26 protein-coding genes are annotated in these 23,098 nt (G+C 42.3%); 17 read left to right on the plus strand and 9 right to left on the minus strand.

Annotation, left to right across the window (positions count from 1 at the left end; all coding sequences use genetic code 11):
* Window positions 1-65: 65 nt before the first annotated feature.
* Complete coding sequence (locus AC0VXY_RS08595; protein WP_475527540.1) at window positions 66-563, minus strand: peptidyl-prolyl cis-trans isomerase; 498 nt, start codon at window positions 561-563, stop codon at window positions 66-68.
* A 139-nt stretch (window positions 564-702) separates the two neighbouring features.
* Here AC0VXY_RS08595 and glsA point away from each other — a divergent pair, with 139 nt between their 5' ends.
* The 4 genes from glsA to pyc all read left to right on the plus strand — a co-directional run bounded on the left by glsA (window position 703) and on the right by pyc (window position 6,992).
* Window positions 703-1,626, plus strand: a complete 924-nt coding sequence (glsA, locus tag AC0VXY_RS08600; protein WP_435991559.1) for a glutaminase A — start codon at window positions 703-705, stop codon at window positions 1,624-1,626.
* 171 nt (window positions 1,627-1,797) lie between these two features.
* Window positions 1,798-2,079 carry an Fpa/YlaN family protein gene (locus AC0VXY_RS08605; RefSeq protein ID WP_034755973.1) on the plus strand — a complete coding sequence of 94 codons (282 nt, stop codon included), beginning with the start codon at window positions 1,798-1,800 and terminating at the stop codon, window positions 2,077-2,079.
* A 112-nt stretch (window positions 2,080-2,191) separates the two neighbouring features.
* A complete protein-coding gene (locus AC0VXY_RS08610) occupies window positions 2,192-3,409 on the plus strand; it encodes an FtsW/RodA/SpoVE family cell cycle protein (RefSeq protein WP_435991557.1) in 1,218 nt (405 codons plus the stop codon).
* A gap of 142 nt (window positions 3,410-3,551) precedes the next feature.
* Window positions 3,552-6,992 carry a pyruvate carboxylase gene (gene pyc, locus AC0VXY_RS08615; RefSeq protein WP_475527541.1) on the plus strand — a complete coding sequence of 1,147 codons (3,441 nt, stop codon included), beginning with the start codon at window positions 3,552-3,554 and terminating at the stop codon, window positions 6,990-6,992.
* Window positions 6,993-7,031: 39 nt separating this feature from the next.
* Here pyc and AC0VXY_RS08620 read toward each other — a convergent pair whose 3' ends face one another.
* Window positions 7,032-7,949 (minus strand): COX15/CtaA family protein, encoded by a 918-nt coding sequence (locus AC0VXY_RS08620; RefSeq protein WP_435991553.1) that lies wholly within the window; start codon window positions 7,947-7,949, stop codon window positions 7,032-7,034.
* Window positions 7,950-8,426: 477 nt separating this feature from the next.
* Here AC0VXY_RS08620 and cyoE point away from each other — a divergent pair, with 477 nt between their 5' ends.
* The 5 genes from cyoE to ctaF all read left to right on the plus strand — a co-directional run bounded on the left by cyoE (window position 8,427) and on the right by ctaF (window position 13,384).
* Window positions 8,427-9,341 carry a heme o synthase gene (gene cyoE / locus AC0VXY_RS08625; protein ID WP_435991551.1) on the plus strand — a complete coding sequence of 305 codons (915 nt, stop codon included), beginning with the start codon at window positions 8,427-8,429 and terminating at the stop codon, window positions 9,339-9,341.
* A gap of 102 nt (window positions 9,342-9,443) precedes the next feature.
* The gene (coxB, locus tag AC0VXY_RS08630) at window positions 9,444-10,520 is read left to right on the plus strand and encodes a cytochrome c oxidase subunit II (protein WP_475527542.1); all 1,077 of its coding nucleotides are present in this window, start codon (window positions 9,444-9,446) and stop codon (window positions 10,518-10,520) included.
* Window positions 10,521-10,549: 29 nt separating this feature from the next.
* Window positions 10,550-12,418 carry a cytochrome c oxidase subunit I gene (ctaD, locus tag AC0VXY_RS08635; RefSeq protein WP_435991547.1) on the plus strand — a complete coding sequence of 623 codons (1,869 nt, stop codon included), beginning with the start codon at window positions 10,550-10,552 and terminating at the stop codon, window positions 12,416-12,418.
* Window positions 12,418-13,047 (plus strand): cytochrome (ubi)quinol oxidase subunit III, encoded by a 630-nt coding sequence (locus AC0VXY_RS08640; protein ID WP_034755953.1) that lies wholly within the window; start codon window positions 12,418-12,420, stop codon window positions 13,045-13,047. The genes ctaD and AC0VXY_RS08640 overlap by 1 nt, the downstream gene beginning before the upstream one ends.
* Before the next feature lie 4 nt (window positions 13,048-13,051).
* Window positions 13,052-13,384: a cytochrome c oxidase subunit IVB gene (ctaF, locus tag AC0VXY_RS08645; RefSeq protein WP_034755952.1), complete on the plus strand. Its 333-nt coding sequence runs from the start codon at window positions 13,052-13,054 to the stop codon at window positions 13,382-13,384.
* 8 nt (window positions 13,385-13,392) lie between these two features.
* On the opposite strand, the gene AC0VXY_RS08650 is transcribed toward ctaF, so the two are convergent.
* Together AC0VXY_RS08650 and AC0VXY_RS08655 are read right to left on the minus strand one after the other, a co-directional pair.
* Entirely contained in the window at window positions 13,393-13,635 is a 243-nt protein-coding gene (locus AC0VXY_RS08650; protein ID WP_475527543.1) for a hypothetical protein, read from the minus strand.
* A 273-nt stretch (window positions 13,636-13,908) separates the two neighbouring features.
* The gene (locus AC0VXY_RS08655) at window positions 13,909-14,079 is read right to left on the minus strand and encodes a hypothetical protein (RefSeq protein ID WP_475527544.1); all 171 of its coding nucleotides are present in this window, start codon (window positions 14,077-14,079) and stop codon (window positions 13,909-13,911) included.
* An 84-nt stretch (window positions 14,080-14,163) separates the two neighbouring features.
* On the opposite strand from AC0VXY_RS08655, the gene ctaG reads away from it, so the two are divergent.
* On the plus strand, window positions 14,164-15,072 hold the full coding sequence (gene ctaG / locus AC0VXY_RS08660; RefSeq protein ID WP_435991544.1) for a cytochrome c oxidase assembly factor CtaG: 909 nt from the start codon (window positions 14,164-14,166) through the stop codon (window positions 15,070-15,072).
* Between the two features lie 109 nt (window positions 15,073-15,181).
* Window positions 15,182-15,643, plus strand: a complete 462-nt coding sequence (locus AC0VXY_RS08665) for a DUF420 domain-containing protein (protein WP_435991542.1) — start codon at window positions 15,182-15,184, stop codon at window positions 15,641-15,643.
* A 38-nt stretch (window positions 15,644-15,681) separates the two neighbouring features.
* Here AC0VXY_RS08665 and ytvI read toward each other — a convergent pair whose 3' ends face one another.
* A complete protein-coding gene (gene ytvI, locus AC0VXY_RS08670; protein ID WP_435991540.1) occupies window positions 15,682-16,740 on the minus strand; it encodes a sporulation integral membrane protein YtvI in 1,059 nt (352 codons plus the stop codon).
* 192 nt (window positions 16,741-16,932) lie between these two features.
* Window positions 16,933-17,292, minus strand: a complete 360-nt coding sequence (locus tag AC0VXY_RS08675; RefSeq protein WP_435991538.1) for a YugN family protein — start codon at window positions 17,290-17,292, stop codon at window positions 16,933-16,935.
* 428 nt (window positions 17,293-17,720) lie between these two features.
* Between AC0VXY_RS08675 and AC0VXY_RS08680 the strand changes: the two genes are divergently transcribed.
* Complete coding sequence (locus AC0VXY_RS08680) at window positions 17,721-18,764, plus strand: CAP domain-containing protein (protein WP_475527545.1); 1,044 nt, start codon at window positions 17,721-17,723, stop codon at window positions 18,762-18,764.
* A 42-nt stretch (window positions 18,765-18,806) separates the two neighbouring features.
* Here the strand turns inward: AC0VXY_RS08680 and AC0VXY_RS08685 are convergent, their stop codons facing one another.
* Complete coding sequence (locus AC0VXY_RS08685; RefSeq protein WP_475527546.1) at window positions 18,807-19,295, minus strand: PaaI family thioesterase; 489 nt, start codon at window positions 19,293-19,295, stop codon at window positions 18,807-18,809.
* Between the two features lie 172 nt (window positions 19,296-19,467).
* On the opposite strand from AC0VXY_RS08685, the gene AC0VXY_RS08690 reads away from it, so the two are divergent.
* The 4 genes from AC0VXY_RS08690 to AC0VXY_RS08705 all read left to right on the plus strand — a co-directional run bounded on the left by AC0VXY_RS08690 (window position 19,468) and on the right by AC0VXY_RS08705 (window position 21,209).
* Complete coding sequence (locus tag AC0VXY_RS08690; RefSeq protein ID WP_475527547.1) at window positions 19,468-19,890, plus strand: YlbD family protein; 423 nt, start codon at window positions 19,468-19,470, stop codon at window positions 19,888-19,890.
* A gap of 10 nt (window positions 19,891-19,900) precedes the next feature.
* Window positions 19,901-20,143 (plus strand): YlbE-like family protein, encoded by a 243-nt coding sequence (locus AC0VXY_RS08695; RefSeq protein WP_435991530.1) that lies wholly within the window; start codon window positions 19,901-19,903, stop codon window positions 20,141-20,143.
* A 92-nt stretch (window positions 20,144-20,235) separates the two neighbouring features.
* Window positions 20,236-20,628, plus strand: coding sequence for a membrane lipoprotein lipid attachment site-containing protein (locus AC0VXY_RS08700; RefSeq protein ID WP_435991528.1), 393 nt, complete (start codon window positions 20,236-20,238; stop codon window positions 20,626-20,628).
* A 134-nt stretch (window positions 20,629-20,762) separates the two neighbouring features.
* Window positions 20,763-21,209 (plus strand): YlbF/YmcA family competence regulator, encoded by a 447-nt coding sequence (locus AC0VXY_RS08705; RefSeq protein ID WP_435991526.1) that lies wholly within the window; start codon window positions 20,763-20,765, stop codon window positions 21,207-21,209.
* A 61-nt stretch (window positions 21,210-21,270) separates the two neighbouring features.
* Here AC0VXY_RS08705 and AC0VXY_RS08710 read toward each other — a convergent pair whose 3' ends face one another.
* Window positions 21,271-21,585 (minus strand): hypothetical protein, encoded by a 315-nt coding sequence (locus AC0VXY_RS08710; RefSeq protein WP_475527548.1) that lies wholly within the window; start codon window positions 21,583-21,585, stop codon window positions 21,271-21,273.
* A 135-nt stretch (window positions 21,586-21,720) separates the two neighbouring features.
* On the opposite strand from AC0VXY_RS08710, the gene AC0VXY_RS08715 reads away from it, so the two are divergent.
* Window positions 21,721-21,996, plus strand: a complete 276-nt coding sequence (locus AC0VXY_RS08715) for a YlbG family protein (RefSeq protein ID WP_060669934.1) — start codon at window positions 21,721-21,723, stop codon at window positions 21,994-21,996.
* A gap of 81 nt (window positions 21,997-22,077) precedes the next feature.
* On the opposite strand, the gene AC0VXY_RS08720 is transcribed toward AC0VXY_RS08715, so the two are convergent.
* Entirely contained in the window at window positions 22,078-22,467 is a 390-nt protein-coding gene (locus AC0VXY_RS08720) for a DUF7147 family protein (RefSeq protein ID WP_475527550.1), read from the minus strand.
* Window positions 22,468-23,098: the final 631 nt, after the last annotated feature.

The following is a 23,098-nucleotide window of genomic DNA, read 5'->3' on the forward strand; positions in this document are numbered from 1 at the left end:
ACATAATGATAACGTATGAAAAAACCGGTTCCAATGTAACTGAACCGGTTTTTTATACGTTATGATTATTCAACACGAAATGCCCTGACATTGGTAATTGGCCTGTCCCTGTTCGATCCATCCATAAAATAAACATGAACGGGTCCGTCTTCCCTGAGGGGCTTGCCTTCTTTAGAAAATCCGATCAACAGCTGATCAGCCTGATTCAAATCCAGAGGGTGATCCCCGGTTTCGGTTTCAATCACGATGGACGCACCTTCAGGAAGTGGCTCTGCATTTTTTAAAAATGGCGCAAAAGGTATGGCGAATGTTCCGTTAAGAATCTTTTCTTTCTCATATCTCTTCTCGGTTTTCAACGTTGGAGGATAGGTTGCACCTTCTTGAATCTCCCGGGACCAGTGCTTGGAAACGGCCTTAGTATATTCTTCCAACTCATCCACTTTTTCTGTCGTATCATCAAAATATGTAGTTAAATCCACTTTTCGATCATCAAAAATCCAAACTCCCGCATCCAATGTAATTGGGAATTTCACCTTCCCTTTAATCGGTATGATACTTTCCACTTCTGACTCCTCCTCTCGCTGATAGTATCAGTATATATGTTAAGAGCAGGTTTGTCACATTCTGATGAAAGCATTTTCAGCGTTTTCAATGAATGAAAATAGGGAAATGATAAATAGGATAAAAGGAGCTGTTGGAGATATGATAAACACTCAGGAATGGTTGGAAGGATTAGTTGAAAAGGCGAGACCCTATGCATCTGAAGGAAAGGTTGCAGAGTACATACCCGCACTTAAGGATCAAAATCCCCATGATCTGGCAATCAGCATTTACACATTGGATAATAACTCCTGTTATGCCGGGGATCATTTGAAGAAATTCACTCTACAAAGCATTTCAAAGGTGATAACCCTTGCACTCGTCCTAATGGACTATGGGGAAGAGTACGTTTTTTCCAAGGTTGGAATGGAACCTACAGGAGATCCATTCAACTCCATTGCGAAGCTCGAAACCCACAAGCCGTCAAAGCCCCTTAATCCGATGATCAATGCAGGGGCCCTTGCTGTAACGAATATGATCAAGGGAAACACCGGAATGGAGAAATGGCACCGCTTAATCGAATTCATAAATCATATGACAGGAGAAACGGTCTCATATAATGAAGATGTGGCATATTCAGAATTGCAAACGGCCAATCTGAACCGATCCCTTTGCTATTTCATGAAGCAGCATGGAGTGATCACAGGAAATGTCGAAGATTTACTCGTTCTCTACACGAAGCAATGCGCCGTGGAGATGAACTGTGTGGATCTTGCCAAGATGGGAGCGGTATTCGCCAATGATGGAATCGATCCTGAGAGCGGCCGCGAATTGATTACGAGGGATGTGGCCAGAGTATGTAAAACGTTCATGGTTACATGCGGGATGTATAATACCTCCGGGGAGTTTGCCATTAAGGTGGGGATTCCCGCGAAGAGTGGTGTATCCGGCGGCATCATGGGATCGGTTCCGGGTAAATGCGGAATAGGGATCTTCGGACCGGCACTTGATGATGTCGGAAATAGCATTGCGGGGCTGAAGCTTCTCGAAATGCTCAGTGATGAACACTCATGGAGTATATTTTAACCTGAAATAATGGTACATCCCGTGGTGGGATCCCCCTATTTACCCTTTGAAAATTGTTCGAAATTCTGTCAATGAATCCCGGGGAAAACACTTATTTTTCTTGCAATTTATCGGGTTTAACGATAAAATTTTAAGACAGGAAGGTTATTTGTTCGGAATGGGGGGATCACTGTGGCGTCAGAAATGACAATCAATCATCGGGAAAAAGCCTATGAACTATTAAAGGCCGACGCAGAAAAGATATTACAACTTATTAAAGTGCAAATGGATAATTTAACGATGCCCCAATGTCCTTTATATGAGGAAGTATTGGATACCCAAATGTTCGGATTATCTCGTGAAATAGAATTTGCGGTCCGCTTAGGGCTTGTAGATGATCAAGATGGAAAAGATCTGATTGATTCTTTGGAAAGACAACTTTCTGCCCTTCATGAAGCATCTACAAAAAAGTAAAATAGTCATGACAACTCAAACAATACATAGATCTGTTGTTTGAGTTTTTTTGTTAAAGAACAGATGATTATAAGAGATGAAAATGATATAAGAGAAAAAGGATTGAAATGTCATGATTAAAAAAATAGCAAAATCCTACGATTATTCGCTAATCGCTGTGTATGTAATCCTTTGTTTATTTGGCCTCGTCATGATTTATAGTGCCAGTATGGTCATGGCAGTAGAACGGTTCGGCTGGGACAGTGACCACTTTTATAAAAGGCAGATGATCAATATCATCATCGGCTTTATTGCTTTTACACTAGCCGCATGGTTTCCGTATAAAGCTTTTCAAGTAAGTAAGATCATTAAAGGCCTGATGTTTGTGATCATCGGTTTATTACTTGCGGTACATATTTTTGGGTATGAGGTGAATAACGCTAAAAGTTGGATCAACTTAGGGTTCATGCCCATCCAGCCATCGGAGTTTGCGAAACTTGCAGTCATCATTTACCTTGGTTCCGTTTACTCTAAGAAACAGGCATACATAGATGACTTCAATAAAGGTCTTGCACCTCCATTACTGTTTCTTGGCTTTATTTGCTTTTTAGTATTTCTGGAACCCGACTTTGGTACGTCAGCTATCATCTTTGCCATCGGTGCCATTGTCATTTCCTGTTCGGGGATCAGTTATAAAACATTTTTCAAGCTTGCAGGTCTGGGAGTTGGATTTTTAATTGTCATCTCCCCGGTCATTTACCTGGCAAGGGGCTTCATCTTTACTAAGGAAAGGCTTAGCAGGATTGAAGCCTACCTTTCCCCGTTTAAATACGCACAGGGTGAAGGGTACCATTTGGTGAACTCTTACCTTGCGATCGGGTCCGGGGGAGTGAAAGGTCTCGGATTAGGACAAAGCGTCCAAAAACTTGGTTATTTACCCGAGCCCCAGACGGATTTCATCATGGCCATCATTGCTGAAGAGTTAGGCGTATTCGGGGTAAGCTTTGTCATCCTCGGCCTTTCTTATATTGTGCTCCGGGGTATCTATACAGGCGTGAAATGTCAGGATCCGTTTGGAACGATGCTTGCAATCGGAATCTCCTGCATGATCGGCATCCAGGCTTTCATCAATCTTGGAGGGGTATCCGGATTAATACCGATCACAGGGGTCCCGCTCCCGTTCATCAGTTACGGTGGATCGTCCCTGTTGGTGCTATCTTTGTCGATGGGTGTCTTAGTAAATGTGTCGATGTTTGTAAAATTTGAAGAAAAATATAAAACAAAGAAGGAAAATGACTATCCTTCGGAGAATAAGGATAATAGCAAAAAAATATATGGTGTAAAAATGTAGGTCACTTTGATAGAGTATCTAAAACTCTAAGTCTAGGGTCTGCCCCCTAAGATACTTCTTAATTATCTTTGGGGTCAGCCCTTTTTTCATAGACTTCAATATGGAGAATTTCAATCATGAATAGCCAAAAGGAGAGAGTGTATTGAAACGAATTAAAAAAGTACTGGTAGCTAACCGCGGAGAAATTGCCATCCGTGTGTTCCGTGCATGTACGGAGCTTAATATTAGAACCGTAGCGATCTATAGTAAAGAAGATTCAGGGGCATATCATCGATATAAGGCAGATGAAGCCTATTTGATAGGTGAGGGGAAGAAACCTATTGATGCTTATCTGGATATAGAAGGGATCATCCGAATTGCAAAGAATGCAGATGTGGATGCCATCCACCCGGGATATGGCTTCCTGTCTGAAAATATCCATTTTGCCAGACGTTGTGAAGAAGAGGGAATCACCTTTGTAGGACCTCATTCTGAGCACTTGAATATGTTTGGTGACAAGGTTAAGGCACGGCATCAGGCCCAGCAGGCGAATATTCCGGTCATCCCGGGTACAGATGGACCTGTAGAAACTTTGGAAGAAGTCATCAGCTTTGGGAAGGAAAATGGATTCCCGATCATCATTAAAGCCTCACTGGGTGGCGGTGGACGGGGAATGCGCATCGTCCGAAACCTTGAAAGCTTAAAAGAAGCCTATGAGCGAGCCAAATCAGAAGCCAAGGCAGCGTTTGGTAATGATGAGATTTATGTGGAGAGATTTGTTGAAAATCCGAAACACATTGAAGTCCAGATTCTTGGAGATCATGACGGTAACATCGTTCACTTATATGAGCGTGATTGTTCCATTCAGAGACGCCATCAAAAGGTAGTGGAAATTGCCCCATCCGTATCCTTGAGTGATCAGCTGAGAGAAGATATCTGCGAAGCAGCCGTCCGGTTAATGGATAATGTCAAGTACGTGAACGCAGGGACCGTTGAGTTCCTGGTAGCGAATGATCAGTTCTACTTCATCGAAGTAAATCCACGTGTACAAGTGGAACATACCATTACGGAAATGGTGACAGGAGTTGATATTGTACAATCACAATTGATGATCGCGGAAGGTTATGCCCTGCACAGCGACAAGCTTGGTATCCCTCTTCAGGATGACATCAGGACGAATGGATTTGCCATTCAATCCCGTGTGACAACGGAGGATCCATTGAACAACTTCATGCCTGACACCGGGAAAATCATGGCGTACCGATCAGGTGGAGGTTTCGGGGTCCGTCTCGATGCAGGGAATGGATTCCAGGGTGCGGTCATTACACCTTATTACGATTCCCTTCTGGTGAAGCTTTCCACATGGGCTCTTACATTTGAACAAGCTGCGTCCAAAATGGTCAGAAATCTTCAAGAATTTAGAATACGGGGGATCAAAACGAATATCCCTTTTTTAGAAAATGTTGTAAAGCATGAAAACTTCATTACAGGACAATATGATACATCGTTTATCGATACGACTCCTGAACTATTCATTTTCCCGAAAAGGAAAGACCGTGGAACGAAAATGCTTTCGTATATCGGGAACGTAACCGTTAATGGCTTCCCGGGAGTAGAGAAAAAGAAAAAACCTGTTTTCCAAAAACCGCGGGTACCTACCCTTGACGTAAAGAGAGATTTTCAACCAGGAACGAAACAAATCCTGGATCAGCATGGGGCGGACGGCCTGGTGAATTGGGTCAAAGAGCAGAACTCTGTACTCCTCACAGATACAACATTCCGTGATGCCCATCAATCTTTACTGGCGACACGTGTCAGAACAAATGACCTGAAGCAGATAGCTGAACCAACATCTCAGTTGCTGCCGGATATGTTTTCATATGAAATGTGGGGTGGAGCAACATTCGATGTGGCATACCGCTTTCTTAAGGAAGACCCATGGAATCGATTGTTGACTTTGAGAGAACGCATTCCAAATGTCTTATTCCAAATGCTCCTAAGAGCATCCAATGCGGTAGGGTATAAGAACTACCCGGACAATGTAATAAGGGAATTCGTCGAAAAATCAGCGTTTGCCGGTATTGACGTCTTCAGGATCTTTGACAGCTTAAACTGGGTCAAAGGAATGGAAGTAGCGATCGATGCCGTGAGACAAAGCGGAAAAATCGCAGAAGCGGCCATTTGCTATACCGGTGATATCGATGACCCGACACGGACAAAATATAATATCGATTACTATAAGAATATGGCCAAAGAACTCGAAGCGAGTGGTGCCCATATTCTGGCTATCAAGGATATGGCGGGACTGTTGAAGCCACAGTCTGCCTACCGGTTGATTTCCGAACTGAAAGATACTGTCAGCCTGCCGATTCACCTGCATACACACGATACGAGCGGGAACGGAATCTACACATACGCCAGAGCCGTGGAAGCGGGTGTTGACATTGTGGATACGGCCCTCAGCACCATGTCCGGCCTGACGTCCCAACCAAGCGCCAATACGTTATATTACGCGTTAAAAGGGACGGAAAGAGAACCGAATGTAAATATCGATTCCCTGGAAACCCTCTCTCACTATTGGGAAGACGTCCGAAAGTATTATGCAGACTTTGAAAGTGGGATGATGTCGCCGCATTCAGAAGTGTACAAACATGAGATGCCCGGGGGACAGTACAGCAATCTTCAGCAACAGGCAAAAGCAGTTGGGCTGGGTCACCGTTGGGAAGAAGTAAAAGACATGTATGCAAGGGTCAACCATCTCTTCGGGGACATAGTCAAGGTGACTCCTTCTTCTAAAGTAGTCGGAGACATGGCTTTGTTCATGGTTCAAAACGATTTGTCCGAAACAGACGTACTTGAAAAAGGTGAGAAAATTGATTTTCCTGATTCAGTGGTTGAATTATTTGAAGGATCCCTGGGTCAACCTCACGGAGGCTTTCCTAAAGAATTGCAGAGCGTGATTTTGAAAGGACGCAATCCTTTGACCGTACGACCTGGAGAACTACTGGATGATGTGGACTTCACAGCGTTGAAAGAAAAACTCTTTGAAGACCTCGAGCGTCCGGTCACGAGTTTTGATGCCCTTGGATATTCCCTGTATCCGAAAGTATTCATGGAATACGCACAAACAATGGATCAATTCGGAGATATCTCAGTCCTTGATACCCCTACATTCTTATTCGGGATGAGACTGGGTGAAGAAATAGAAGTGGAAATCGAAACCGGAAAGACACTCATCGTGAAGCTTGTCTCGATTGGCCAGGCTCAGGCAGATGGTACCCGTATTGTTTACTTCGAACTTAATGGCCAGGCACGTGAAGTAGTCATTAAGGACGAAAGTATTAAATCCACTGTGGCGGCCAAAATGAAGGCTGATGTGAAAAATGAAAATCATATCGGGGCTTCTATGCCGGGAACCGTTATACGGGTCATCGCAGAAAAAGGAGAAACGGTTGAAAAGGGAGATCATTTAATGATAACTGAAGCCATGAAGATGGAAACGACCGTTCAGGCACCTTTTGCAGGTGTAGTTAAAGATATCTATGTGGAAAACGGGGATGCCATCAGCCCGGGGGATTTATTGATTGAAGTGGATAAAGCTTAATGAAAAAGGATTCCGGTACATGTACCGGAATCCTTTTTTCTATGGCTTACGTTTACTTCTTGAAGCAAGAAGATTGAAGTAACATAATAATCCAAACAGACAAGAAATAATTAAAGCGTGCATTAAGGCAATTGCCAGATTCAGTCTGGTGAACACTACAAGTGCCCCACTCATTACTTGAAGACAAACCAGGGTAAAGGCAATGATCCAACCCCAGTAGATCACTTTCTGGTGCTTATGCTCTTTAATGGCAATGTAAGTGATATAAGCAATCCATAAGAAGATGAGGCCTGCTGCTGCCCTGTGCCCCATTTGAATCCATTCGTATAGATTAGTGGGTAGGCTTGGGGAGGAGTTGACGCATAATGGCCAATCCTTGCACACCAAGCTGGACTCCGTATGCCTTACGAGAGCGCCGGTATAAACAACAAGATAACTATAAATCGTCACCCCAACCGTATGAAATCTCATCCGTTTGTTGATGACCAATGAATTCGCATCAAATTTCTGGTCGACTTCAAAAATCAGAAATGTCAATAATAATATAGAAGCAAAAGAAATAAGGGAAATTCCAAAATGGATGGCCAGGACGAAATCCGATTGCCCCCATAATACAGCTGCAGCACCGATTAATCCCTGCAATACAAGAAAGAAGAAAGAAAGGGCTGCAAGGAATTTTGTTTCCCGTTTATAACCGATTGACCTCCATGACCAGATCGATAAAGCCAGAACCAATAATCCCACACCGCCTGATACAACACGGTGTGCTAATTCTATAATAAGCTCAAATGTAATATCACTTGGGATGAACTGTCCGTTACAAAGGGGCCAAGATCGCCCGCAGCCCATGCCGGATTCCGTCTTCGTCACCAGGGCTCCACCCAACAGCACGAATAACATCCCCAAAGTGGTCAGAACGGCAAGCCACTTTAATCCTTTGTGAACACCTTTTTGCAATCTATTCACCTTCTTAATTAAAAAACTCTACACACTTTCTATAAATAAATATAGTAGAAAAATATATATGCCTCTACGATATTACATAATAGGTATGAAAAACTCAACCGATAAAATGTTACAGAATTATGAGCATTTATATTGGGAGAATAGAGAATAGTAATAGTAGGGAAGGACTAATTTGCGTAAAAACAAAATCTGTAAGCGCTTTGCTGTGTTTTATGGTATGATGGGATTAAAATGTTGGTAGAAATATGAAGAACCGTCTGCGTCTTTCTTTCTTCACAATTTCTTCACATAATTGTCTAATTCTCCCCCAAAAAGGAAAAAATATATGGTTTAATATAATATTGATAGCATATATACTATTTCTTATCTGTGGATGTTTTACAGATGAATATAGAAATAGTTAATCATTTCCTATATAGTATAGAGGTGGCAACAAACCTCTTGCCTTTTATAGAGAGGAGAGAGAAAATGTCTAACAGTCGAATCATGACAGACGTTGAAAAAGCAGATGTGACAGCTTCCACTGCTTGGAAGGATTTTTTAGCGCTCATTAAAATTGGGATCGTTAATTCCAATTTAATTACAACCTTTACAGGTATGTGGTTAGCCTTTTATTTTACGAATACACACTTTCTAAATTCCCTGGATATCATGTTTCTTACGTTGATAGGTTCTTCCCTTATTATTGCGGGGTCCTGCTCCATTAACAATGTATATGATCGGGACATCGATCATCTGATGGAAAGAACGAAGGAACGTCCAACCGTAACAGGCAAGATCAATGGACCAAAGGCATTGTCCCTTGGGTTACTCATGATTGCGGTCGGTCTCATCATGTTATTCATGACAACCATCACTGCTGGTGTCATTGGCTTGATCGGGGTATTTAGTTACGTTGTATTATATACAATGTGGTCAAAAAGAAAATATGTAAGCAACACAATTGTTGGAAGTATCTCTGGTGCGGTTCCGCCCCTAATCGGCTGGGCAGCTGTAGATGCAAACCTGGATGTAGTCGCCTGGGTGCTGTTTCTGATGATGTTTATCTGGCAGCCTCCTCATTTCTATGCATTAGCGATGAAAAGAGTGGAAGAATACAGAGCAGCTAATATCCCGATGCTTCCAGTAGTGAAAGGATTCGCTACAACGAAGCACCATATCGTAGCATGGGTTGCGGCCCTTTTACCCCTTCCTTTCTTCTTGATGGATCTCGGAATGTTCTTCTTTATTCTGGCAACGGCCTTTAACATCGGCTGGCTCGCACTTGGTCTGGCGGGGTATAAGATGAAAGACGATATTAAGTGGTCAAAACTTATGTTTGTCTATTCATTAAATTACTTGACTATCTTGTTCGTAGCGATGGTAATCGTTACGGTACTTTAAGATTAGCGGGAATTCTTTCTGTTAAGAAATCCAAATAGATATTTTTTATGGGTCCTTGTTTTATTCAAAGTACATTACATGAAAGAGGGGTTTGATTAAGCTATGAAAGCAAGGCTATCTAAGTGGCGCTTATTTTCAATTGTAGCAATGTTAGCGCTAGTTCTTTCTGGCTGTGGAGAGCCATTTCTCTCCACACTGCAGCCAGCTGGTGAAGTAGCACAGACACAATATGATTTGATGATACTTGCAACATTAATTATGGTATTGGTCATCATTGTAGTCATGGTTGTCTATATGGTTGCGATCGTTCGTTTCCGTAGAAAGAAAGGGGATACAAAAATCCCTAAGCAGGTAGAGGGTAGTCACACACTTGAAATTGTGTGGACCGTTATCCCGATCATCCTACTTCTTATCCTTGCTGTCCCGACTGTTACGGCAACGTTCCAGTTAGCGGATACAAAGGCGATGGATAAAAAGGATGCAGACGGAAATCGTGAGGCATTAGTGATAAATGTCCGTGCCAACCTTTACTGGTGGGAGTTCGAATATCCTGATGAAAAGATCATTACATCTCAAGACTTAGTTGTCCCGACTGATCAAAAGGTATATTTCAATGTGACAGCATCTGATGTAAAACATTCATTCTGGATCCCTGCAGCAGGAGGAAAGATTGATACAAACGTTGATGGTGTAAATAAATTCTTCCTTGAGTTTGACGGGAAAAAGGCCAAAGATGCAGGCGGATTATTCTATGGAAAATGTGCTGAGTTATGTGGTCCTTCCCACGCTTTGATGGACTTTAAAGTTAAAGCGCTTCCTAAAGAGGAATTTACAGCATGGGTTGAAGATATGAAAAATGCAGGAGAACCGAAACCGTCTTCTGATCTAGCTCAACAAGGGCAAGAAATCTTCAGCAAAAAATGCTTAAGCTGTCACGCCGTATCACCACAGGATGGAAGACCTGAATCTGCTCGACTTGCTCCTAACTTATCTAACTTCGGTGAGCGTTCACGTATCGCTGGTGTATTAGATCATAATGAAGAAGAGTTGAAAAATTGGATATCAGATCCTGAGCAATACAAACCAGGTAATAAAATGACAGGTACATATGGTAACCTGCAGGAAGATGAAATTGATGCACTTGCAGAGTATTTAATGGGCTTAAAGGTTCAAGATTAATTGGGGATTAGTAAAAGGGAGGTTTAATCGTGAGTAGCTATTCACAGAAAAAAGGCTTCGGCGCGACTGTATGGGACTATATGACAACAGTGGACCATAAAAAGATCGCCATCCTTTACCTAATGGCAGGAGGATTTTTCTTCCTTGTCGGTGGTTTAGAAGCTCTTATCATTCGTATACAACTTGCCGTTCCTAACAACGACTTTGTTAGCGCTGGTTTATACAACGAATTATTAACGATGCACGGTACGACGATGATATTCCTGGCTGCCATGCCGCTAATATTTGCATTTATGAATGCCGTTGTACCATTGCAAATCGGTGCCCGTGACGTTGCGTTTCCTTTCGTAAACTCATTAGGGTTCTGGTTATTCTTCCTTGGGGGAGTATTCCTGAACCTTTCATGGTTTATGGGAGGGGCGCCAGATGCAGGATGGACATCTTATGCATCTCTTTCCATGGCGTCACCGGGTCATGGAATCGACTTCTATGTATTGGGGTTACAAATTGCCGGTGCGGGGACATTGATAGGTGGTATCAATTTCCTTGTAACGATCATTAATATGCGTGCTCCAGGAATGACATATATGCGTATGCCACTTTTCACCTGGACAGTATTTGTTACATCGGCACTTATTTTATTCGCGTTTCCTGCCTTGACAGTAGGTTTATTCTTAATGCTGTTTGATCGTATGTTCGGAGCGAATTTCTTCGATGTGGCAAATGGAGGGAATACGATTATCTGGGAACACTTCTTCTGGATTTTCGGCCACCCTGAGGTATACATCCTTGTACTGCCTGCATTCGGGATTTTCTCTGAGATCATTCCACACTTCTCAAGAAAACGCTTATTCGGATACTCATCCATGGTGTTTGCAACCGTATTGATCGGTTTCTTAGGATTCATGGTTTGGGCCCACCATATGTTTACGGTTGGTTTAGGACCAATTGCGAATGCCATATTCGCCGTCGCTACGATGGCAATTGCCGTTCCGACGGGTATCAAGATCTTTAACTGGCTCCTTACCATGTGGGGAGGAAGTCTGAGATTCACGACTCCTATGCTTTATGCTGTAGCATTCATCCCTACTTTCGTAGCGGGTGGGGTAACGGGAATTATGCTTGCTTCTGCCGCAGCAGATTACCAGTTCCACGATACGTATTTCGTTGTTGCCCACTTTCATTACGTTATCGTAGGTGGTGTAGTATTTGCCTTATTAGCAGGTACTCATTATTACTGGCCAAAAATGTTTGGAACAATGTTGAACGATTTCTTAGGAAAGATCGCTTTCTGGTTATTCTTTATCGGATTCCACTTAACGTTCTTCATCCAGCATTTCCTTGGACTTATGGGAATGCCGCGTCGTGTATGGACATTCTTGCCTGGTCAAGGATTCGAAACGGCTAACTTAATCAGCTCCATCGGTGCAGGATTCATGGGTGTAGCCGTAATCGTTTATCTAATCAATATCATTTCAACACAGGTTAAAGGTGTGAAAGTATCCAATGACCCTTGGGGAGACGGACGTACCATTGAATGGGCAATCCCTTCACCACCACCGTTCTATAACTTTAAGCAAACACCGCTTATCCGTGGCCTTGACGCTTATTGGTTAGAGAAAATGGAAGGGAATAAAGGATTGACTCCAGCTGAACCTATCGGTGATATCCATATGCCTAATAATTCCATTTTACCTTTCTTTATCTCACTGGGATTATTCATTGCGGCATTCGGTGCCATGTATCACGTAGATGATAAAGCATGGGCGCTGCCTGTCCTCATCATCGGTATGCTCATCACATTGGGATCCATGTTCCTTCGTTCTGTTGTAGATGACCACGGTTATCATGTGCATAAAGAAGATTTAATGGACGACGATAAAGGGGGTAAGGCATAATGCACGCTGAAGAAAAATTCACGCCAAAGACCTGGCCGGCCTCCCCTGAAAAGGCGACCCTTGAGGGGAAAAATAAATTTATGGGCTTCTGGTTTTTCCTTGGTGGAGAAACAGTCCTTTTCGGCTCTCTTTTTGCAACGTATTTAGCTCTTAAAAACAGAGTTCCTAGTGATAGCCATGCTCTCACTACTGATCTTTTTGATTTACCGCTTTCCTTTTTAGCAACGATGCTGCTTTTAACAAGCTCGCTGACAAGTGTTTATGCGATGTACCATATGAAAAACTACAATTTCCAACGGATGCAGGCCTGGTTATTGATCACTGTGCTTTTAGGGGCAGGCTTCCTGGGATTAGAGATTTATGAGTTTAATCATTACGTACATGAATATGGGCATACTTTTACTAGTAGTGCCTTTGGTTCAGCCTTTTACACACTTGTAGGATTCCACGGGGGACACGTTGCATTCGGTCTTCTATGGATCGTCAGTTTGATGCTTCGTAATGCTAAACGTGGATTGAATCTCTACAATGCGCCGAAGTTCTACTTAGCTTCTCTATACTGGCACTTCATCGACGTTGTATGGGTATTTATCTTTACAGTAGTATACTTAATGGGAATGGTGGGATAAACTGATGGCGAATCAACAATCAACTTCAGGTAACCCAAGTGTAGATTACGAGTATCGTCGTAAGAAGAATGCAGAAGACATGAAAATGCAGTTAACATCCTTCATGTTAATGATTTTCTTAACATTGGTGGCGTTCATCGCTGTAGCAGGGGATTTTGATAAGTACTTTGTTGTACCGTTCATTCTCCTACTGGCAGTTGTCCAGCTGGTGTTTCAACTGTACTACTTCATGCATATGAGTCATAAGGGCCATGAAGCACCTTCATTATTCCTGTATTCTGGTGCACTTGTTGCATTTATCACAGTGTTAACATTTTTAACAATTGTATGGATCTAAAGAAAAAGTCAGCCTTTTGGCTGGCTTTTTTTGTGCAGTGGGGCCAGAACAGTCGGCTTGGCTTTTCGATTGTCCAGCTCCGGCGGGTAGTCCCTCGAGGTCACAACTGAAAAATCCCATAAGGCAAAAAACGCCATTTGGGATTTCCCAGTTGTGCTTGTCGGGCCTGCCCAACCCGCCTCCGCTTTTCGATTGTCCAGCTCCGCCTCCTTGTCCCTCGAGGTCATAAGATAAATGGGCCAAGAAGGCAAAGGGCGCCTTCCCGGCCCATTCATCTTATGCTTGACGGGCCAGAACAGTCGGCTCCGCTTTTCGATTGTCCAGCTCCGCCTCCTTGTCCCTCGAGGTCATAAGCTAAATGGGCCAAGAAGGCAAAGGGCGCCTTCCCGGCCCATTCATCTTATGCTTGTCGGGCCAGAACAGTCGGCTCCGCTTTTCTAATGTCCATCTGCAGCGCCTAGCCCCTCGAGGTCATAAGTCAAATCAACCATAATGGCAAAGGACGCCATTCCGGTTGATTCGCCTTATGCTTGTCGGGGCTGTGCAAGGCGCTTCCGCTTTTCATTGTCCAGCTTCGGCGGGTAGTCTCTCGAGATCACAACTGAAAAATCCCATAAGGCAAAAAACGCCTTTTGGGATTTCCCAGTTGTGCTTGTCGGGCCTGCCCAACCCGCCTCCGCTTTTCTAATGTTCAAGAACTTGTCATTACCTTGCGTTGAAGTGGGGGAGGGTTGTCAGTATAATGGGGGTAGGTGTTAAATGTGAAATGAGGTGAGAAGATGCCTTTAGGTATTTTTGGTTTTATGGCGTTATGGAGCCCGTTTTTTCTCATGACGTTGGTGTTTATGACGGTACTCTATTTTTTGATTACGATAAAATGGAGGGAAAGCTTCAAGGATAACAGGATATTGACTGGAAAGGAAGCAGCGTTTTTCCTTGTTTCTATGGTTCTTTTATATGCCATCAAGGGTTCGCCTGTTGAGGTTCTCAGCGGGATATTGTTTTCTGCACATATGACACAGATGGCATTTCTATATCTTGTCTTTACTCCGCTATTGATTTTGGGAATACCGGATTGGGTTTGGAAGGCAACGATTGAATTGCCTGTCGTCAAACAATTATTCAGTTTTATGACCAAGCCGCTGATTTCCTTATTGTCATTCAATCTGGTTTTTTCGATTTACCATATCCCGTTAATTTTCGATAATGTACGTACCGATGTCACTCTACACGCTTTGACCACGTTCATATTATTCATTCTTGCTGTATTTATGTGGTGGCCATTGATTAATCCGGCAGATGAAGATATTGAATTAAGTGGATTAAAACGAATCGGATACATTCTGGGAAGTGCCGTGTTATTGACACCGGCTTGTGGATTGATCATCTTCGCCGAAAACCCGATGTATGCGACCTATAATGATCCAAACGAATGGCTTCAAGCTTTATCCCTTTGTGTGCCTGCGAATACACTAGAAGGATTGACACTGACAGGTCCGGAATTATTTACGTCCATGTCGACTCTCTATGATCAACAGCTGGGAGGAGTCTTAATGAAGATTATTCAGGAAATCGTGTTCGGTGTCGTTCTATTTAATTTGTTCTTCCAATGGTATAGAAAGGATCAGGAGCAGCAGGAGAAGCTTTCATATGACCCTGTAGCAGATTCAAATTTGCCAGAACAATAAATACTTATGCAAAAATTTCGGGGAGTGTTTTTTCCGGTATGTACAGAGGTAAATATCTCTCCGAGTGAAAGACGCTGGTCAGAATTTTTTAGAAAAGAGAGGAAACGAGATGGATTTACCTATTTTACCTACCATTAGCACGAGTTTTATCGTCTTAAGTGCTGTTACTGTGGCGATAGGCTGGTGGCAGATTAAACAAAGAAAGATTGAACAGCATCAGAAAACGATGACCCTTGCAGGAATCTTCGCCCTTATCTTTTTCGTTATCTACTTAAGCAGGACGATTTTTATCGGGAACACTTCGTTTGGCGGTCCTGATGACATAAAGATCTATTATACGATCTTCCTGGTCTTTCATATTACTCTTGCGACCACAGGCGCCGTATTTGGCATCTTGAGCCTTTGGACAGGGTATAAAGATCGCCTTAAGACCCATCGCAAGCTTGGTCCGATTACAAGCTTCATATGGTTCTTCACGGCCATCACAGGGGTTGCCGTATATCTTCTGCTTTACGTTTTCTACAAAGGTGGAGAGACAACATCCGTTATTAGGGCAATACTCGGTTATTAATTAAAAGCCCGCTATGCGAAAAGCACATAGCGGGTTTTTTATACTTTGAAATTGGTTTTAATGATCCCTGCTTCTTTTGCGGAGTTAAACACAATGAGAAGCAGGGGGCCGATAATGAATCCCAATACCCCAAATAGTTTAAGGCCTAGATACATGGCGATGAGCGTAGCAAGAGGGGACAATCCGATATGGCTTCCCATTACCTTTGGCTCTACGGTTCGTCTGATGATCAACAGTATGGCAGCGAGCACCGCTAATTGGCTTCCGAGCGCGATGTTTCCGGTCAATAGATGGAAAATTGCCCAGGGGCCCAATACAACGATAGAACCGATCAGTGGAATGAAATCAATCACCCAAATGATGAGGGACATGACAATTGCCACATCAGGAGCTATGAAAAGAAGTCCGATCAAGGAAACGATAAAGATGATGATACTGACCAGAAACTGGGCTTTAAAGAATCCAAATATAACGTAGGTAAGTCTCGACGTCATGAAGGTTACTTTCTCAGCTGTTCTTTCTGTCAGATGACCATAAATGGATTTCTTGATCCGGGGCAGATCCAGCATGAATAGAAAAAGTGCGATTAAGTAGACGAGAAAACTTACCAGATAATTCGGGATATACGACAAAAAGACGCTTATTTTTTCTATGTTGAATGAATTAAGAATCTTAGTCTTGCCGCTTTCCAGAAAGTTCTGGACATCTTCACTGAAGCTCTTCACCAACTCATCAGGGAGATCCTCGGTTGCATTCAACAATCTATCTTCATAATCCAGCCAGATATCGCTTAATTGATTAACGTATTTGGGTGCATCTTCAATAAGCTTAATTCCTTCTCCGACCACTTTAGTGGTGACGAAAAATGAGGAAATACTGATAAGGAGTAGAAACAGAATGAAAACGGAAAGGACCGCGAATCTCCGTTTTGTTGAAAAGCGTTTTTGAATAAAGCCTACAGCAGGCTCAAGAAAAAGAGCGGTAATGATCGCCATAATCAATGTGACGGATACCGGCAGAATAAAAAATGCAATTAATGCTATCAGTACGATGACCAATGCCGTCATCCATACTTTTTTAGTGAAAAACTTGGACAATGGTGTACCCCTTTCTAACAGGAACCTCTTACTTTTATTATATTAGAGTCAAAGAAGAATGAACAGTGGGAAGAAAGTGAAATTTTGAAGGTTTTGTATCCATTTAGAACAGGTGGCAATGAAGGGTCTTTCTTGCGAAAAGATCATATAGAAAAGACTGTCCATAAGTCAGACAGTCTTTTCTAAGGTGTATTACCATGCAAAGTTCGCTGCATCTTTTTTAACATCAGCTAAGAGCTTTTCGCAAGAAGTGACGAGATGTTTAGGGAACTCTTCACCTTCACCATATTCAACTCCGTGGGGGTAGTAATGTTTCCCAAGTAGCGGAGTCATTAATTGGATAACAGCGTCATGCTTTCCGATATCCCCCTCGACTGCGAGACCCTGGATCCGTAAATAGAAAATACCTTCTCTAATTTCGAATTTCCGGTCATAGGTTACACGCTCATAATCCCATTGGCCCGCACGGACAAGTCCATGAGATTCCATGATTTCGTCCAATCGGTTTAAATCGACTTTTAAGCTTTCAAATTCAGTTGCTTCAAAACGCATAATATTTTCCTCCTGTAATGGCTTGCATGAGAACAGCGGATACTTCGTTACCCCCATGCTGTCCGTATGGTAAAAGCATTTATATCGGTGTATGTACATTGATACTAAATGCGGTATTTCTCATTCTTAATAATAGTGGAAAAAACTTTATCTTGCAATGTCTTGAATCATTTGAATTGGGTGATTTTTAAAAAATGGTTAAACTTTTCACAAGATGAACATCCCATCATACTAGGGTGTACATGATTTGTTGCACAATAACGATTGAGGGAGTATGTCTGTTTTAGAACGAAGAAAAATATGCTATCCTTTATTGTAGGTCAGATTTTCATAAACAATTTTAGTGGTATACTATTTATAGTTAAATAGACCTGTTTTTTCAAGGGGAGAAGAGAGGAGGGGAAATTCTGAGAACGGTTTTACGTGTTTTGATCATTTTTGTCATTATTTTAATTATTGGTATTTATCAAGGTCAAAAGCAAGAAAACAAACCATTAAAGGGACCAGAAACCCAAACTCTTAAGGAAGACAAAGAGAACAAGGTGAATCAAACAATCGAGACACCCGGGGAAAGACCGGCTTCAGGCTTATCTACCTGGATTGGTAAAGATACGAAAAAGGTAAAAAAAGCATTTGGGGAACCGGAAAGAGTCGAACCCAGTCCATATGGGTATGAATGGTGGGTATACCCGATTTCTACTAAACAATACATACAAATTGGCGTTTTGAACCATAAAGTTGTTACCCTCTATGCCATCGGGAATCAGGTGGATGTCGCCCCTTATAAGTTGGGACAGCGCCTAGAAGATATTTATCGTTTTACCATTGTCGAATCTGAAATAGTTGTGAACGATGATTCAGGTGCCTATCAATTCGAACTGAATGAAGAAGATCTGAATACCCGTCTTCTCGTACCACTCGGAAATATCTATGCTCAGCTTTACTTGGATAAAATCACAAGCCGGCTGACGAGTATCCGATTTCTGGATAGCCGCACATTGATCGAGATGCACCCGTATGAAATGATGTATCGAGGTGAATTGGCTGAGGAAACGGAACCGAGCGAAGACGAATGGGATAAGGTGAATACTGCCAGTGAACAGCAGATATTTGATATTACAAACGTGATTAGACATCAGTTTGGTGAAGATACACTGAAGTGGGATGAGGAAACGGCCCAAATAGCCCGGGGACATAGTAAAGAAATGTTTGAGAAGAACTACTTCTCCCATGATTCTCCTACCCTTGGGGATCTCTCTCAGCGTTTAGAACAAGGGGGTGTACGTTTTAAGACAGCAGGTGAAAACATTGCATCCCAGTACACTGATGCTCCGGAAGCCGTGCATGGGTGGCTCAATTCAGAAGGTCACAGGAAGATCCTGCTGGAGCAGGATTTCACGCATCTTGGCGTAGGGGTTTACAAACGTTTTTATACCCAGAATTTCATAGAGAAAATGGAAGATGAAGAATAAAAAAGTGAGTTCTCCAATATTGAATTGGAGAACCCACTTTTTTTATTGCTTCTTTCTGAAGATGAAAAAAGAACCCGTTGAGTGCGCCACGATTTTCCCCTCAGAACTTACCACTTTACCGTCCACTACAATTGTTTTGCTTCCTTGGTGGACGACTGTCGCATGGGCAGTGAGTCGTTCACCTACACCGGGTGCCAAGTAATGGACATTTAAGTTTGTCGTTACAGCGCCATAACCTTCGGGCAGTATCATATTCGCTAAGGTACCCATAGCTGTATCCACTAGGGTAGCGGTTACACCACCATGTACAATTTCCAGGGAATTATGTGTAACGGGAGTGATCGGGATGCTCACCTCAAAGTTTCCGTCCTCCATTTTCCTGTCCATGGCGAAAACTCCGCCGATGATGGACCCGTTTTCACCGCTATTCTTCCGTTGTATTCCTTCGAGCAACTGTTTCATAATCAGGAGATCCTCATCAGTCGCTCGTGTCATACATTCACTAAATAATTTGTGTACCTGTTCTCTCATTTTCAAACATCCTTTTAAAGTATTCACAGTCAAGCATAACAAGTACTGAATCGTTGGGGAATCGAATGCGTAAGTACATGTAAATATTACTACAAAAAGGAATGTATCACCATTCTTTTCAACTTTTCATAAAGTGTAGTAGGTAGAAGCCTGTAATGGAGGTGTTCATGTTATGGGGAAATCATTACACCCTAAAGTCAAAGAATTTAAAGGTTTTGTGAAAAAGCACCCAAAAATCATAAAGGATGTCCGAAACGGCGATGCTAATTGGCAGGATCTCTTTGAAGACTGGTATTTGCTTGGGGAAGACGACACAAGATGGGATAAATATAGGACAGAATCAGCGAAAGAAAATGAAAAGACTTCCACCAGTTCCGAAAGTAAAGGAGGGTGGATGGATCAGGTGGGAGAAATGGTGAAGAAAATGGACGCTAATCAATTGCAGCAGCATATTAACAGCTTAAGTGAAGCACTTGGGACAGTTCAGGGAGTGCTCAGTCAATTTCAATCAGGTAACAATAGGGGATCAGGGACAGCGACCAAAACGGAAGCGCCAGCCAAGCCTTCCCATCCTTTTTCTTTCCGGAAAGATTAGGGGGTAAAATATGAGATCAGATGTCATTGAATATATTTATGGAAAAGAAGACCTGAAGTTATTCCTTAGGGATCAACCCGAGTGGTACCGCACACTTTCCCGAAATCCCAATGAGTTAGAAAAGTTTGAGATCGCGTCCATTAATCATTTTCAAAAAACGATCCCGCACAGGGTTCAAAAATTTTCAAATGGTGTCCAGATGGCTTCCATGATGATCAGTATGTTTCAATCAATGAATAGTGCCGACGATTAAGGTACTATTTTTTTGTCTTCATTTGGACGAACGATATTTGAGTAAAAATGGGATCGATAGGGCAAGGCTATAGGTAAGGAGTGGTGTAAACGATGAAGAAAATGATCATGTTAGCCTTCGCTTTACTAATATTAAGCGGTTGTAAAGAAAAGATGCCTGAGCCGGAAAGCTTCTCGTTCGCTAAAAAAGTGGAGGCAGCCAATTCAGAGCAAAAGTCAGTTTCCATCAAACATATGGTTCAAGGAAATCAAGTGTATATTGAGTGCATTGTCCCGGGTGTTACATTCACAACAGAAAAAAAGGGGGCAAAAAAGGGAAAAATCATTGTCCGGTCCAATACAGGGAATGTGTATAAAGAATATCATACGGCCGCCTTTGTCATTAAAGGATTACCTAAAGGTGTGCACCTATTGAATGTTGAAATTGTAGGAAAAAACAACCAATCATTTGGGATAAAGGAACAATTTTATGTGACAATTCAATAAAGCATCCAGAACTTCACCGTCGTGCTTTCGGCGGTGATTATTTTTAGTCATGACCATTGAATTTGAAATATCGAATTTGCCTATTCGCTTCCTTCCGTGAAACATGTTAAAATATCGTTACGGAGGTGGGCGTTATGCTTGCTACTATTGAAAGAATGGAAATATTGGATTCAGCTGACGAATTATCTCAGTGGATATTAGAATCTGATGTGGCAGAGAATTATCGTAAGTCTTTATATAAACTGCGTAACAACTCTGAAACCCAGCGAAAGGTCCAAACCTTTTCACGGATGAAAGAGAGTTACGAAGAAGTACAACGCTTTGGCAGATACCATCCTGACTACAAAACCATCATGAAAGAAATCCGGGAAGTAAAGAGAGAGATGGACCTTGATGAGAATGTGGCAGAATTCCGCAGAGCCGAAAACGAGTTACAGGATCTCCTTGATCATGTGAGCCTGGTGGTTGGACATTCCGTCTCGAAAAATGTAAAGGTTCCTTCAGGAAATCCTTTCTTTTCAAGTGGGGGATCCTGTGGCGGAGGCTGCGGTTCAGGGGGAAGCTGCGGTTGTTCGGCGTAAAAAACAAAAAGAGAAAGAGCGGACTGAAAATGTCTGCTCTTTCTCTTTTTAAGGTGTCCACCTATTGTTTTAACCGGACACAATCCACACAGAGGTTCCCACAACAAAACATTTTTTCCTGGGGAACAAAGAATCGGTGGCGATAGACGTATAATGATTCCTCTTTCCTGAAAAATATAGTATCAGAATGCAGTCTCTTTCCACGCATGGCTTTAGCTGACCATTTCTTGATGCAGTATTCAATATCACTTTTCGTTTTACCTGATCGAATATAGATGAATGGAATACCGGCACTCCATTTTACTTGTGCTTCTTCAATGCCGTCCTCTTCCTTCAGGTGTTCGATGAAATAGACCCAAATCACATTCAAGTCCATGTAGGCCCCCCATTCTCTCGATATACAGTATTTACTTTACACTCCATTTAAGGAAAGATCATACCATTACTTATTGCTTACCCACGCGCTATTATGCTAGACTTAAAAAAAAGTGATTCCTAGAGGGGAAACTATATGTTAACAGAAAGACAAGGTTTAGTTGTTTGGTTACATAGCTTGAAGCATGCCAAGTCCCTTAGACGATTTGGAAATGTTCACTATGTATCGAAGAAAATGAAATATGTTGTACTGTATTGCAATCAGGACGAAATTGACTCTGTGATGGAAAGAATCTCTGCTTATTCATACGTGAAAAGAGTCGATCCTTCCTTTAAGCCATTTATCAAGTCTGTTTTTGAAAATTCAAGACCTGATAAAGCGAAGGAATATGATTACAAAATGGGATTTTAAGAATGGCTGCCAAAGAATGTTGTTTTGGCAGCTTTTTTCATTGGATCTTTATATCAATCCGTTTGAGCCCCACTAAGACGGTTATTGCAAAGGCAGTATATAATGGTTCAATCGCAAAATCGCTATCAAATGCTGGTAATACAGGGCATTTTCCGGAAATAGTGTTGAGGGCTTAACATCCATTTGAATGATGACCCTGCCAAGCTTCTCAGCTGTTTCCTCAAATAGTGAGTAGCGCTGGTTCGGTGTAATATTCGGATTTGGAATTCCTTCCCTGCATACATAAATGGCTTGGAATTTCCCTTGTTCCGTCGGTTTCATCACAAGGGCCATAGAAGTGACAGCGCGGTCCTTCACGATTGTATGGAATGCCAGCATATGCTGCAGACGATCTTCGTTCGCTTTCGCAAGCTCCAAAAGTTCATAAATATCTGAATATCCTTCTCCTAATTCAATAAATCGTTGAATCATTGTATTATTCCCCTTTTCTTACCAAGTTCATCAATTCCTTATTATTTCAAAACTAAACACATAAGTAAAGATGCTATTTTAGACACTCATATTTTGCCTCAGAAGAAGCGAGTAGTGGTTGATTTCCGCTGCAGGTGCTCGCTTTCCGCGGGGCGTGAGTTGAGCCTCCTAGGGCTTTGCCCTGCGGAGTCTCACCTGTCTAGCTACGGCGGCTAGCCCCTCGAGGTCATAAGCTAAATGGTCCAATAAGGCAAAAAGCGCCTTCTCGGCCCATTCATCTGATGCTTGTCGGGGCTGGACGATCCGCCTCCGCTTTTCGTACTTTCCCGCATTTCCCGCAGGAGTCGAGCACCTTCCGCTCCATTCAACTATATTTAATGATTTTTTATACAACAATAGTAAATGTCTATAATACTTCTAACTTTTTTAAGGCTGAAGTGATTGTTTATAGAAGCGAAGTGTGCTGAGGAGGCTCGGCCGAACGTCCGTGGAAAGCGAAGCAGTTCCCCTCACCCTGTAGCTCACACTCGTTGACAAGCTACAGATCATAGGAAGTGAAAAAACAACAATATTTGAAGGATTTCACAAAAATGTACCACAATTATCCTTCTACTTCTGCTATTCTTTAAGT

It is taken from the genome of Rossellomorea sp. QJM3NY_18 (assembly GCF_056173145.1).

Excerpts from the sequence above, each read along its gene's own strand:
- cyoE (WP_435991551.1), top strand. The coding sequence starts at position 8,427 with ATGTCTAACAGTCGAATCATGACAGACGTTGAAAAAGCAGATGTGACA.
- ctaG (WP_435991544.1), top strand. The coding sequence starts at position 14,164 with ATGCCTTTAGGTATTTTTGGTTTTATGGCGTTATGGAGCCCGTTTTTT.
- ctaF (WP_034755952.1), top strand. The coding sequence starts at position 13,052 with ATGGCGAATCAACAATCAACTTCAGGTAACCCAAGTGTAGATTACGAG.
- AC0VXY_RS08685 (WP_475527546.1), bottom strand. The coding sequence starts at position 19,295 with ATGAGAGAACAGGTACACAAATTATTTAGTGAATGTATGACACGAGCG.
- AC0VXY_RS08610 (WP_435991557.1), top strand. The coding sequence starts at position 2,192 with ATGATTAAAAAAATAGCAAAATCCTACGATTATTCGCTAATCGCTGTG.
- AC0VXY_RS08720 (WP_475527550.1), bottom strand. The coding sequence starts at position 22,467 with ATGATTCAACGATTTATTGAATTAGGAGAAGGATATTCAGATATTTAT.
- AC0VXY_RS08690 (WP_475527547.1), top strand. The coding sequence starts at position 19,468 with ATGGGGAAATCATTACACCCTAAAGTCAAAGAATTTAAAGGTTTTGTG.
- AC0VXY_RS08640 (WP_034755953.1), top strand. The coding sequence starts at position 12,418 with ATGCACGCTGAAGAAAAATTCACGCCAAAGACCTGGCCGGCCTCCCCT.
- AC0VXY_RS08675 (WP_435991538.1), bottom strand. The coding sequence starts at position 17,292 with ATGCGTTTTGAAGCAACTGAATTTGAAAGCTTAAAAGTCGATTTAAAC.
- AC0VXY_RS08700 (WP_435991528.1), top strand. The coding sequence starts at position 20,236 with ATGAAGAAAATGATCATGTTAGCCTTCGCTTTACTAATATTAAGCGGT.
- AC0VXY_RS08715 (WP_060669934.1), top strand. The coding sequence starts at position 21,721 with ATGTTAACAGAAAGACAAGGTTTAGTTGTTTGGTTACATAGCTTGAAG.
- AC0VXY_RS08665 (WP_435991542.1), top strand. The coding sequence starts at position 15,182 with ATGGATTTACCTATTTTACCTACCATTAGCACGAGTTTTATCGTCTTA.
- AC0VXY_RS08695 (WP_435991530.1), top strand. The coding sequence starts at position 19,901 with ATGAGATCAGATGTCATTGAATATATTTATGGAAAAGAAGACCTGAAG.
- glsA (WP_435991559.1), top strand. The coding sequence starts at position 703 with ATGATAAACACTCAGGAATGGTTGGAAGGATTAGTTGAAAAGGCGAGA.
- AC0VXY_RS08705 (WP_435991526.1), top strand. The coding sequence starts at position 20,763 with ATGCTTGCTACTATTGAAAGAATGGAAATATTGGATTCAGCTGACGAA.
- coxB (WP_475527542.1), top strand. The coding sequence starts at position 9,444 with ATGAAAGCAAGGCTATCTAAGTGGCGCTTATTTTCAATTGTAGCAATG.
- AC0VXY_RS08710 (WP_475527548.1), bottom strand. The coding sequence starts at position 21,585 with ATGGACTTGAATGTGATTTGGGTCTATTTCATCGAACACCTGAAGGAA.